Annotated in this window: 12 protein-coding genes and 1 pseudogene; 11 read left to right on the forward strand and 2 right to left on the reverse strand. The window is 27.4% G+C overall.

The genetic code is table 11. The annotated features are described in order from the left end of the window. Nucleotides 1–220 precede the first annotated feature (220 nt). The 6 genes from trpS (at nt 221) to INR60_RS14560 (ending at nt 5,574) form a co-directional block, all read left to right on the forward strand. Entirely contained in the window at nt 221–1,210 is a 990-nt protein-coding gene (trpS, locus tag INR60_RS14535) for a tryptophan--tRNA ligase (protein WP_194192219.1), read from the forward strand. Nucleotides 1,211–1,260: 50 nt separating this feature from the next. Beyond that, nucleotides 1,261–2,082, forward strand: a complete 822-nt coding sequence (locus tag INR60_RS14540; protein WP_194192220.1) for an alpha/beta hydrolase — start codon at nt 1,261–1,263, stop codon at nt 2,080–2,082. An 86-nt stretch (nt 2,083–2,168) separates the two neighbouring features. Then, nucleotides 2,169–2,717: a class I SAM-dependent methyltransferase gene (locus INR60_RS14545; protein ID WP_194192221.1), complete on the forward strand. Its 549-nt coding sequence runs from the start codon at nt 2,169–2,171 to the stop codon at nt 2,715–2,717. Between the two features lies 1 nt (nt 2,718). After that, entirely contained in the window at nt 2,719–3,396 is a 678-nt protein-coding gene (locus INR60_RS14550; RefSeq protein WP_194192222.1) for a response regulator transcription factor, read from the forward strand. Next, nucleotides 3,393–4,694: a HAMP domain-containing sensor histidine kinase gene (locus tag INR60_RS14555; protein WP_194192223.1), complete on the forward strand. Its 1,302-nt coding sequence runs from the start codon at nt 3,393–3,395 to the stop codon at nt 4,692–4,694. The genes INR60_RS14550 and INR60_RS14555 overlap by 4 nt, the downstream gene beginning before the upstream one ends. A gap of 202 nt (nt 4,695–4,896) precedes the next feature. Beyond that, entirely contained in the window at nt 4,897–5,574 is a 678-nt protein-coding gene (locus tag INR60_RS14560; protein ID WP_194192224.1) for a TVP38/TMEM64 family protein, read from the forward strand. A gap of 44 nt (nt 5,575–5,618) precedes the next feature. Here the strand turns inward: INR60_RS14560 and INR60_RS14565 are convergent, their stop codons facing one another. Continuing rightward, nucleotides 5,619–9,143: a polysaccharide lyase 8 family protein gene (locus tag INR60_RS14565; protein ID WP_194192225.1), complete on the reverse strand. Its 3,525-nt coding sequence runs from the start codon at nt 9,141–9,143 to the stop codon at nt 5,619–5,621. 404 nt (nt 9,144–9,547) lie between these two features. Here INR60_RS14565 and INR60_RS14570 point away from each other — a divergent pair, with 404 nt between their 5' ends. The 5 genes from INR60_RS14570 (at nt 9,548) to INR60_RS14590 (ending at nt 12,160) form a co-directional block, all read left to right on the forward strand. After that, nucleotides 9,548–9,877 carry a hypothetical protein gene (locus INR60_RS14570; RefSeq protein ID WP_194192226.1) on the forward strand — a complete coding sequence of 110 codons (330 nt, stop codon included), beginning with the start codon at nt 9,548–9,550 and terminating at the stop codon, nt 9,875–9,877. Between the two features lie 126 nt (nt 9,878–10,003). Continuing rightward, a complete protein-coding gene (locus INR60_RS14575; RefSeq protein ID WP_194192227.1) occupies nt 10,004–10,429 on the forward strand; it encodes a hypothetical protein in 426 nt (141 codons plus the stop codon). Nucleotides 10,430–10,537: 108 nt separating this feature from the next. Further along, nucleotides 10,538–11,020 carry a DUF8426 domain-containing protein gene (locus INR60_RS14580; RefSeq protein WP_194192228.1) on the forward strand — a complete coding sequence of 161 codons (483 nt, stop codon included), beginning with the start codon at nt 10,538–10,540 and terminating at the stop codon, nt 11,018–11,020. Between the two features lie 324 nt (nt 11,021–11,344). After that, nucleotides 11,345–11,563, forward strand: coding sequence for a hypothetical protein (locus INR60_RS14585; RefSeq protein ID WP_194192229.1), 219 nt, complete (start codon nt 11,345–11,347; stop codon nt 11,561–11,563). Nucleotides 11,564–11,740: 177 nt separating this feature from the next. Continuing rightward, the gene (locus INR60_RS14590) at nt 11,741–12,160 is read left to right on the forward strand and encodes a YrvL family regulatory protein (RefSeq protein WP_194192230.1); all 420 of its coding nucleotides are present in this window, start codon (nt 11,741–11,743) and stop codon (nt 12,158–12,160) included. Between the two features lie 292 nt (nt 12,161–12,452). Here INR60_RS14590 and INR60_RS14595 read toward each other — a convergent pair. After that, nucleotides 12,453–12,967: pseudogene (locus tag INR60_RS14595) on the reverse strand (hypothetical protein); the annotation flags it as partial.

The raw sequence follows: 12,967 nt of genomic DNA on the forward strand, positions 1-12,967 counted from the left end.
GCTTTTTTTGCAAGTAGGTGCTTACGGAAATCCTAACCGTTATGATGGAGGCGTATGTTAGTACGTTTTAATTATTGCTTATTTTCGGGTGGCAAAACAGAAATTTTTACTTCTGTCCCTTTTGGGATGGAAGTTTTTTTATTTATAAAGGAGATGGTTTTATGGAAGTTGAGTGGTGGTGCTATTTATAAGAAAAATTTATTAAGAGGAGAGATTTATTATGAAAAGAATTTTAACAGGTGATAGAACAACAGGAAAATTACATTTAGGACATTATGTAGGGAGTCTTCAAAATAGAGTAAAGCTTCAAGAGGATTATGATACATTTATTTTACTTGCAGATATTCAAGCTTTAACTACACATTTTGAAAGACCAGAACTTATAAATAGTAGTATATATGATGTTGCTATAGATAATCTATCAGTAGGGCTTGATCCAAACAAAGTGACTATTTTTCAACAATCAAAGATACCTTCTATAGCAGAACTTACTATATTTTATTCTATGCTTGTGTCAGTGAATTCATTAAGACATAATCCAACTATAAAAACAGAAGCAAAACAGTACGGATATGATGATTTAAGCTACGGATTTTTAGGGTATCCTGTAAGTCAAACAGCAGATATAACTTTTTGTAAGGCAGATTTAGTTCCGGTAGGAGACGATCAAATCCCCCATATAGAACAATCAAGAAAGATAGCTAGAAGATTTAATGACCTTTATGGAAAAGGTGAAATTATAATAAAAGAGCCAGAAATATTATTAAGTAAAAATTCAAGACTTATGGGCTTAGACGGAAATGCAAAAATGGGTAAGAGTTTAGGTAATGCAATATACTTATCAGACAGCATAGAAGAAGTTAATAAAAAAGTTAGGGCGGCTAAAACTGATATAAACAGGATTAAAGTTTCTGATAAAGGAAATCCTGATATCTGCACTGTTAGTAAGTATCACAAAGTTTTTAATGAAGGTGAGTATAAAAATATTTGTGATATGTGTAAAAATGCGAGCATTGGCTGCGTTTCTTGTAAAAAGATATTAGGAGATAAAATTAATAATCTTTTAGAGCCATTTAGAGAAAGACGTAATTATTATGAAAATCATAAATCAGAGGTTAAAGAAATAATAATTTCAGGAAGTGAAAAGGCAAACAAAATAGGAAACGAAACAGTTAAAGAAGTTAAAAGTGCTATGAATATATTAATATAAAATTAGATGGTGGTATAATTACTATATATTGTATATAAAGGAGAGATTTTATGGGAAAAACACAGGGAAAAGTAGAAGTTATAAATAATTTTTATATGCCAGAATTAGATAGATATAGAACTTTAAGAATCTATCTACCACCTAACTATGATGAGTCTGATACTAGGTATCCGGTTTTATATATGCACGATGCTCAAAATTTATTTCATAAAGAAACATCTACCTTTGGTGAAATTTGGGATGTTAAAAATGCACTAGATGAGATATATGAAAAATATAAAGTTTCAATAATCGTTGTAGGGATAGATAATGGAGAAAGCTTTAGGTATGCAGAGTATTCCCCTTGGAATAGCAAAATAGGTGGAGAGTATTTACCTCACGCAAAAGCTACAGGTAATTTAGGGGGAGATGGTTTTGAATATTTAGAGTTTTTAGTAAATACTTTAAAGCCTTATATTGATTCTAATTATAAAACTTTAAAAGGAAGAGAGAATACTGGTATTTGTGGAAGCTCTATGGGTGGACTTATATCTATCTGTGGAGGAATAAAGTATCAAGATATCTTTTCAAAAATAGCAGCCTTTTCTTCAGCTATATATTTCTGTGAGGAAAAGTTTATGAAATTTTTAGAAGATACAGGGAAAAATAAAAATATGAAAATCTATTTAGATGTGGGAACAGACGAAACAAGCGATAAAGAAAACAAAGATTTCCCTAAAATATATATGGATTGCAACGAGAGAACAAGAGATAAATTAAAAGAAATAGGTTTCGATAAAGAATTATATTATTTGCTAGATGAAGGTGGAAGACATTCAGAGGTATCTTGGAGAAAAAGATTCCCTAAAATGATAGAATTTTTATTTTGCTAAATATTAAGAAATCTTAAAACATTGATAGAGTAAGAATTAAATATTTTCCTTTAAACTTAAGAAAAATCATTAAAGGAAGTGTTTAAATGTTTATCTTAGAATATATAAAAAATCCTAGAACAGTTGGAGCGATATCTCCTAGCGGGAAAAATTTATCAAATAAGATGATTAATAGTATAGATTTTGAAAAAGTTAATTGTATAGTGGAATATGGTCCTGGAACTGGCGTATTTACAGAGAAAATTTTATCTAGAGTAAAAGAAGACACTTTAGTTATATTAATTGAAGTAAATACTGAATTCTATAATACACTTAAAAATACTTATGGTCATAAAAAGAATGTAATAATTTTAAATGATAGTGCTGAAAATATTGATAGTATAATAAAAAGATATTCTATAGAAAAAGTAGATTGTATAGTTTCAGGGCTTCCCTTTGCATCTTTACCTAGGGAAGTATCAAATAAGATATTAAAAAAGACATCTGAAATACTAAAAGAGGATTCAAAGTTTATAACTTTTCAATATTCTCTATTTAAGCTAAAGTACTTAAAAGAATACTTTAATAAAATTCAGTTTAAAAAAGTATTTATTAATTTACCGCCAGCTTACGTTTTAGAATGTGAAGGAGAGTAATATGAGTAAAAATATATTAGTCGTTGATGATGATAAAGATATTAGAGAACTAGTAGAGGCATATCTTAAAGCAGAAGGTTATATAGTAGATAAGGCATCAGATGGAGAAGAGGCATTATCTTTAATAGAAGAGAAAGCATATGATTTAGTTATATTAGATATAATGATGCCTAAAATAGACGGAATAGAAACATTAATAAGAATAAGAAAAAAATATAAGATGCCAGTTATCTTCTTAACAGCTAAAAACGACGAGATAGATATGGTTAAGGGTTTAACTTTAGGGGCTGACGATTATATAGCAAAACCTTTTAGTTCTATGGAACTTATAGTTAGAGTAAAGGCGCAGCTTAGAAGGTATACAGTATTTAATAATTTAGATAATAAAATAATAAATATTGGAGATTTACTTTTAGATATAGAAAAGCATATAGTTACTGTTAAGGGCAAGGAAGTTAACCTAACTCCTACAGAATATAAGATATTAGAGTTATTTTGCAAAAATAGAAATAGAGTATTTAGCGTTGAAGAAATATACGAAAATATTTGGAAAAATAAATATGCAGTTGGCGATACATCAATAATGGTTCACATTACTAAACTAAGACAAAAGCTTGAAAAAGATCCTAAAAACCCTGAGTTTATTAAGACCGTATGGGGAGTAGGATATAAGATATGAAACTGAAATTTAAATTAAGATATAACATAATTATAGGAGTTATTTTAGGATTTTTTTTAGCTCAATTAGTAATATCAGAAGGGTATGCATTACTGGTATTAAACGAGCAACAAAATGGAATTACTAAAGCACCATCAATTTTAGGAGAAGAAATATTTTTTAAGGTATTAGCTATAATAGTATTTCTTTTAACTGTTATAATATTTTGTACTAAAAAATTTAGGAATATAAACCTAAATAAATTAAGTATCTATATAATATTAGCAGTTGTAGTTTCAATTTTTTGCGCAGTAGAATTTATAATGTTAATGGGGATAATAGTTTTTAAGCTATACCCTGGGTTTTATGATATTCTCGCAACAAATTATTTTGTATCGATAAATGCATTTTACATAATGTGGGTAGGAATAGTAGGAATGTTTCTACTAACATTTATGCTCCTTATTAATAGAAAAGTTAAATATATAAAATATATGACAAAAGGAGTTAAAGAAATTAAGGATGAGGGTTTTGGAAAGACACTTGAAGTAAAAGGAAAAGATGAGTTAGGTGAGCTTTGCCAAAGTATAAATGATATGTCTATAGAACTTAGAAAAAAGATAGATAAAGAAAAAGAGATAGAAAACACGAAAAACGAACTTATAACTAACATATCACATGATTTAAAAACACCACTTACAGCACTAGTTGGATACTTAGAACTACTTGATAGTTCTGATTTAGATGAAGAAACTAAAAATAAATATACTAAAACAGCGTACAATAAAAGCTTAAGGCTTAAAGAATTAGTAAATGAGCTTTTTGAATACACTAAGCTAACAAGTAGCGATATAGTTATAAACAGAGAGAGATTTAATATATCAAATATAATAAATCAGATAGTAGGAGAGAGTATACTTTCCTTTTCCGAGCGTAATATGGAAGTTCTTTTAGATAATCCTTATAAAGAATTATACTTAGAAATTGATAGCAAATTATTTACAAGAGCTATAGAAAATTTAGTTAAAAATGCAGAAAAATATAGCGATTTAAATACAACTTTTATGGTTAAGGTTAAAGAAAGTAATGATTTTATAAATATATCTTTTGAAAATAAATGCGAAGGTATAAAAGATTCTGATTTAGAAAAAATATTCGATAAGTTTTATAGGTTAGATAAGGCTAGATCTAGTGAAAACGAAGGATCAGGATTAGGGCTTAATATCTCTAAAAGAATTATTGAATTACACAACGGAAGTTTAAATGTAAAAAAAGAAAATGATTATATAAAATTCAATATTTTATTAAAAAAAGCGTAACTTAAAAGTTATGCTTTTTTTATTTATTAAGAAAAATTAAAAGTTTTCCTATTAGATTATTAAAGATATACTTTTAAAATTATATTAAAGAAAAGGATATAAGGAAGTGGATAGATGATTATTTTTGCTGTATTATCAATAAGCATTATAGCTTATTATTTCTTCAAAAAGATTAGGCATTAATATAAAGGCAGGGTGGATTATGGATAAAATAATTAAAAATAGAAACAAAAGAAAAGCAATTATAATTTTTATAATTAGTATTTTAGTAATGATATTATTATATGTTCTCTATAAATACTTAAAAATAACAGATATTAATGAATTTAAAGATTTAATTCTTGCATCAAAGGTAGATGTTAGATTTCTTTACCTTGTGATATGTTTTTTACAGCCTATAATTTTACCTTTACCTGAACCTTTGATAATTATGACTGGAAGCCTTATATTTGGGAATTTTAGTAGTGCAATTTTGGGTTTTTTAGGAACTATATTTGGGATAATAACTATGTTTTTTATATCTAAATTCATAGGAGAGAAAGTAATTAAAAATTTTATTAAGGATAAAAGCTTAGAAAAATTCAATAGATATATTGAAAAGAATCAAGCGCTTGTAATAGTTTTTTTATTTATAATTCCAATCTTACCAGACGAAGTTATATGTATTGGTTCAGGGTTTTCAAATATAAAGGTTTATAAATTTATTATATTAGCAATTTTATCAAAATTACTAACAGTATTTATGTTTGCTTACTCTTTAGATAGTATTTTAATAAAAGTTTTTTTAGGGACTGTTTTGATTAGTATGCTAATTACAAAATTAATTATTAGTAAAAAATCAAATAGAATAGGACCAGACCCAGATAATATATCATTTTAATTTAAATAGGCTTCTAAAGTTTAATACTTTAGAAGCCTAAAATTTTAATTTTTATGAAGTTTAAACTCTGCGATTTTTGTTTGTCCTTTTGAGTTAGACATATCTACATCGATAATTATTTTAGAATTATTAGTTTGAACTAAAGTCATACCTTTATCTAACTTTATAGGTTCTTTAAATTTTTTGTTTAGTTCAAGTCTTATAGTGCCATTATTTTTCATAGTTGGATCAGATATTCCGACCTTTAAAACACCGTCTTTTTCTTTATATATAACTGATGCTTTTGAGTTTACAGATATCTTATCTATTTTGCCTCCGTTTTCACTCCAAAAGTTTGCAGCTGTAACATCTAAGTTTTTATCTTTAACTGATTGAATATCTTTAGTATTAGATAATATTTTTATATCAGGTTTTTTTGAATAATCCTTAGTTTCTTTTTCAGTTGCATTTGGAAGGATAACATATGAGTATCCAGATTCTTTAGGCTTTATTCCGTGGTCTAAAGTCATAGTTATAAAGGTATTAGAAACTTTAGAATCTGATTGTCCTGTGTTTATATCTTTGTAAGAACCAGTTCTATAATCTCTTAAAAGGTTTATAGTAGTTTTTTCAGGGAAGTAGTACCCAAAAGAAGTATTTTCTTTTGATCCATTTAGATGAACATAGCTTGCATCTTCTTTAACTATAGAATCACCAGAATTTTTTATAGCTTCTTTTCCATCTACAGTAACTTTTTCATCCCCAGTTATAAGCCTTCTATTTTCTATAATTGTTTCTATGTTAGTATCAGTTGTGCTATTTATATCTGAACCTAATAAAACAATTTCGTTATCAAAGAAAAAGTAAGATTTTTTAGCATTTAAATCCATAGAGCCGTGATCTTTATGATTCTTTTTATCTAATTGCATTCCAGATACACCAAAATCACCAAGAGAACTTCCACCTACCCAATCAGAGTTTCCACGCTGCTTGTCTCCACCAGAAGAATTCTTAAGATTAGTTTTATCTACAGTAGTTCCAGGAAGCCTATTTGGATCAACTGTTGGCCAAAAGTTTTTATTAAATTGCTCTAAATCATCATTATATATATAAAGCATTCCATCTGCTGTATGGTAGCCTTTTAGATTTTCGCCATTCATTCCACCTTCATGCATAAATGTTCTTGTTGAATACATACTTAAAGAAGCTTGGAAACCTTTGCTTCTTTGAACTACTCTGTCCATATTTGCGTAGTTCCAATTTCCTAAAAGTTCGCCTCTTAATTTAACCTTAGGGTCATTAACTATATTCTTTGCTAAAGCCCTAAATTCTAAATCATTAGTAGTTTGAAGTATATCTTTTGAGTCGTTTGAAACTAACCAATATTTAATCATTTCTTTAAGTTCAGTAGCTTTTTTAGGTGAGGCTTCTGGGATATAATATTTTACTATAGTTTTCATTAAACCTTCACCATTATTTATGTCTTGTCCTGAAGCTCTAGATATACTTCTTCCGCTTACAGAGTCCATAAGTAAACCTTTATGCATTAGAGGTTCAAAGGATTTTTCAATAATATCATACATCATAGTAGTTTTATCTTCTGGAATGTTATATTCACTTCCAGAAAGTAAGCTTGAAACTTTTCCAATTCCACTTAATAAAATAGCACCATAAGTTCCTGTGTATGGAAGAGCGGTATGTTGTATTATAGATCCATCTTCGTAAAATCCATCTAATTTATCTACATATTTAAGTTCTTGCATCATATCAGGGGCAACTTCATTAAGCTTTTTCTCATCTTTTCCTAAAAGACCTCTAAGGGCTATAACTAAGCACATATCAGTTCTATTTGCACCAACAGTTTGAGTTACGACTTGTCCAGGAATAGTTGTATTTCCTCTCCATTGGTCTCTAGCGTTTGGAACATAAAAATCTATAGAGTTAAAAGCCTTAGATAATTCTTCAGGAGAAAGATAATCTAAAAGCATAACTAATATGTCGTTAAGCTTTTGAGGAGTTCCTATTTGAAAGTCCCACCAATTATTATAATAACTTTTTCCATCATATCTATTTTCAAGTAGCCAGTTAACTCCTGAAATAGTTTCTTTAAGAAGGGTAGTATTTCCTTCTAAGTTAGATCCTTTTAAAGAAAATGCTCTAGCCATAGTCCAAAGTCTTTCAAAGGACTTTGTTATGTTAGTTGAAGCTGTAGTACTTTCAAACTCATCCCAAAGAGAAGTTCTATCTTGAGATTTATTCATAGATTTTAAATACTCGCTAGCTTGGTTTGAAATGCTTTCTACAGCTTCCATATCAGATGGATTATTTTTATCTAAAAGGTTGTTAGGTACAAGTGAATCGTAATATCTATTTACTAATTTATCAAATTTATCTTCCTTATAATCTTTAATAGTAAGGTTAAATTTACCTACAACCTCTCCACTACTATTTTTAGCATAAACAATAGATTTTCCAGGCTTAATTCCTTTTATTATTTCATCTTTATATTCTAATATACTAGGATTACTAAAGTCGAAGTAGTAAGATTCATTTGAATCTTTTGGTGAAATTTTAGGATTTATAATAAGGTTTTTACCTAAATCTATAGAGTAATCTTTTTTATCAAAATCTATCTTATCTATAGGAAGAAAATCAAAAACTTTAATGCTGCAATTTGTTTTTATTTCTGGATAATCCTTAAGAGATGCAGTTATTATAGCTTCTCCTTCTTTTAAAGATGTAAACTCACCCGAATTATTAATAGATACTATATCTGGATTATTTGAAGTGAATACAACATCTTTAGAAGTTGAATCTTTTGGCTCTATAGAATAATTTAATAAACCTTTAGAACCTGTAGAAGAATTAATTTCACTCTTATCTAAAGAAATTGAAGTAGGTTTGATTTCGTCCTTTTTTAAAGATACGTTATCAATAAAAACATTTCCAAAGGCACCAAGTTTAGTATAAGTATCAAAAGCAAAAACAAATTTAAGTGAAGTAGTATCAGGATTTAATGTTATTTCTTTTGAATAAGTTTTATAATTATTAGTTCCTTTTAATTTAGTAATAGAATGTCTAGTTAAAACAGTATCTCCTTTAAGTTCTTCTACTCTAAATTCAAAAGGGGTATTGGATTGATTAGTGCTATCAATACTTAAATTTTCTGTTTTTAAATCTGCAGATACGGTATACTTACGTCCACCACTAACAGGTACGCTTTGAAGTAAGAAACCACTTGCTTTATCTAAAGAAATTTTTACAGCGTTAGAGTTTGAAGTCACATCATCTTTTATAACTTCGCCTAAAGGATTATTTGGAGCTGAAGTGTGATGTCTTAGATCCCATTTTTGTGGCTTAATAGAATCTTTCCAAAAATCTTTAAAAGCATCTGTTATAACATGCGTATTTTCAAAATCACCGTTAATATCTATATAATCGTTTACAGAAATTATATGCGGCGATTCAGTAGATGTTTTATTTTTAGACTCTATAGCGTTAGTTGAGCTAGGGAAAGCTGTAATTATAGTGTTCGCTATCATTATAGCTAAGATTGTTTTTGATAGGCATTTTCCTTTGTATTTGTCCATTATAAATTCACTCCTTAAATTTAATAAATTAGTAATTTAAAATATTAAAAGCAAGAAATATACCAAATGAAGTGTAGCCATACTAATTGGGAAATTAATAATAACTGTCATATAACAGAATAGAATTAAATCACAATAAAAAGAAAATTTATAAGACACTATGAAATTATAAAATATTAAAATATGTACTAAATTTTAGAATTGTAAAAATTGTAAGATAAATTTTATAAAATTAATAAATTTGGTGTAAATAGGTTAATTTACAATATAAAGAGGTATATAATATTAAGTGGATAGATTGTTACAAAGGTGGGAAAGTTATGTTAACGTTTAATTTTTATATGGGAGGGTACTTTGGTAGATCCCATTTTATTTACCTTGATGGTAAAGCAGATGATAAAAAATTGAAATATGGAAGAACAGAAGGTGGTATAAGAATTGATTTATCAAGAGACTACATGAATTATGATGATGACCCTAAGGTCTATTATAAGGAAGTAGAAATTGATGAGGAAGTTTTTAATGATTTTGTTGAAGAAATCTACTTAATAAACATCGATTCATGGGATACTGATGCAAGAGATAGAAGTGGCTGTGATGGAACAAGATGGTACGTTTCTATTAAGCCTAAGGATGGTGGATTTATTGAGAAGACAGGAAACAATAAATATCCTATAAATTGGAGAAAATTAATGACATTATTAAACGAATATACTTGTGAAAGAATAGGATAAGAAAAAGGGATTTTCTCTAAGTTTAGAGAAAGTCCCTTTTAACTTTTATTCATAATTATATGACAGCTTTTTAAATAAGGATGTGATATAATAAACATAGAAAAGGTTTACAGAGGAGGAGATTTTATGAAGAAATTTCTTTTGTTTTTAATTGGAATAAGTATGTTTTTATTAGTTGGATGTACTGAGAGAAATGTGAAACCTACAAGTCAAGATTTTAATACTGCAAAGGAGTATTTAGAAACTAAAGGATACAACATAGTTGAAAGTTCTAATAAAGTCTATGAATACACCTTAACTAAAGAAAAACTAAAAAGTATGCATGAATTTATGGTTTGGAATGTGCAAAGAGAAAAGGCAGAGGAATATTTAAATAAAGATATTTCGTTATATGTTTTTGTTGTTGATAATCACATTTTAAGAAGTGATTTTAAAGTAAATACTAAGGTTTGTGTTATGATTTGTGAAGGTAAAGTTATAGGCGGATATTCTTTCCCAGATAATAATTCATACAGTAAAATCTATTCTTTAGACGGAAGTATAAAAGAATAAATTACAATTGTAAAAGTTTCAAAAAGTATTTTTGAAGTTTGGTACTATAAATATTTAAAGTGATAAAATTAAATTAATAATTAGATTTTTAAAAGGAAGTGTATCTAAATGAAATATTGGCAAATATCAGCAGGGGATGGAAGTGTAGATCTATCAGATATTTTTATAAAGCTTAATGTAGCTTTACAAGGCCCAGGAGATTACGGCGATTATTTCGATAATAGAATATTATATAAAGACCTAGGAACTAGTGGCAAAGTAGTAAAAACTTTTGCAGAAGACGTAAAAATAGGTGATAGATTAATTTTAAAAAGGAAGAAATTAAATACAGAAGACACATCAGAAATAGTTGCAGTAGGAGAGGTTTTAGGACCTTATAGATATGAACCTGTATTTTCAGATGTTGAACTTGAAGGGTTAGGTCTTCAGCATTGTAGAAGAGTTAAATGGTATGTACCTAAGGAAGAAATTCTTGCAGTAGGGCCTGGTGCTTTAGAAAAAATTGAAAAATTAGAAGAGGACAACCCTATGATAAAAAAAGGCGAAGAAATACTTCTAAAGTACCATGAAGATAATAAAGAAATAGAATAAAAAAATAAGTTTTAGGATATATTAAAGATGATACAAAACAGTATCATCTTTTTTTATTAGGTTATAATTTTTTAATTAATCACAACGATTTAATATTAGGATTAGTTAAAAAATTATTATATAAATTATAAAATATTCAATTTCCTTGACAGAAGAAATATACTGTGATATGAATAAATAGTTAAAAATTTAAGTATCTACATAACTATTTTGAATAAATATTCAAAATCTATACAAAAACATATATACAATATTTGGAATATACTGTATAATAAAAATCAATTACTTAAAAATAAAAATATATTAAAAGAAGGGGGCATTGAAATGTTTCAAATGAATTCTAATTGTGATAAGAGAGTTGAAAATTTTGCATGTGGAGGTCAGGACGTAAGAGAAAGATCATGGTGCTATACTAGCGAATGCTGTTCTAAATCTATATACTGCAGAGAAGATATGAGAAATGTTAGAGAAGTAATTAGCGGAGGCGCTAATTATAGAATCATTGCCCAAGGCAAAGATACAAATTCAGGTTATGTGAGATAGGAACTAATAAGGTAGCTTTAAATTTGAAGCTATCTTTTTTTATGTATAGAAAATATAAAATTTTAGTTATAATAAATTTGAAATAGGATTTTTCAAATAAAAAAGAGAGGATAAATGTAATTATTTAATCGGTAATTGTTTTAAAGCGAAATAACTAGAAGTTTTATTTAGAAAGGGATGATTAACATAATAAATAAACTAAAAAATATATTAAAACCCATTATAGGCTATGCATTTATATCTATAATTTTAATAGCGGTTATTTCTGTTATTGCTATAGTGGGAGGCGGAATAATGAGGATATTTGGCTTCGAGTATACTTCTATAAAAAGTATTATTATATTTTTTATTATAGTAGCCATAGCAGGATTTCCAATAGAAATTCTATCAATAGTAATTCCTAAAGCACTATTAGCACTAGATAAGATTACTATTAAATGGGCAAAGATGTTATTCATTTTATTAGACACACTGTCAACAATGTTTACAATGTCTTTAATTGATTATTTTATGGGAAGTGTATCTGCATCAGATTTATCTATATTGGTAATATCGTTTATGATAGCACTTTTATCAATAAAAGATTTTAATGAGTAAGTATACTTTATAGATTGGGTTTAATTAAGAAATAAAGGGACAAACTACTTATCTATTTTAAAAAACTAATAGGATATAAGTAATAAAAAAATTAAAAATAAAAAAAACTACACCATTGTTACGAAATATTATTGGTACAAGGGATTTTCGCTATATTGCTATAAATTTTTGATATTTTGGACAAGTAAAAATTATTTAGACAAACTATAAAAATTTTGTTGTAGTAGACAAGTAGAATTCAGAGGGACAAGCTATTAAAATAGATCTATATTAGGAGTTATTTTAAGGAAAATTAAATCACTTTTACACAAAAAATAGAACTTATTAAATTAGACAAAACAGTATGTTTTTCATAGGAGCCTTCGTAAATATAAACGAACCAATTTAAATAAACTTGCAGATATTTTGTTGCAACGCTTCTAAATTTTCTAAGCCATCTTCTTAAATTTAATATAAAATCAGAGCAGTGACTAAGTAAAATTTCACTTTCTTCTCTAGAAATTTCTAGTTCTTTCTTTTTATGAAGAGAGTAGTTTAATCTTTTTGATACAAGATAAGAGAATCTATCTTTTCCTGGTAAAAAGTAAGTGTTAAATACAGGTTTAAACTCATTTAATAAATTCTCTATAGATTCTTTTGTAGGGCTCATAGAATCAAAGGATATCTTAGCTAGAGAGTAGTTATTTTTGTTAATAGTAGTAGCTACAAAGATATTTTTTCTTCTAGAAATAGTGCAAACGGGGGGAGTCTTTTGCCCCTTAAAGTTTTCTAAAAACTTAGTATGTCTCATAGCTGTAACTATATGAG

Origin of the sequence: Clostridium chrysemydis, assembly GCF_015234215.1 — a bacterium.
In the GTDB taxonomy this organism is placed as follows: domain Bacteria; phylum Bacillota; class Clostridia; order Clostridiales; family Clostridiaceae; genus Clostridium; species Clostridium chrysemydis.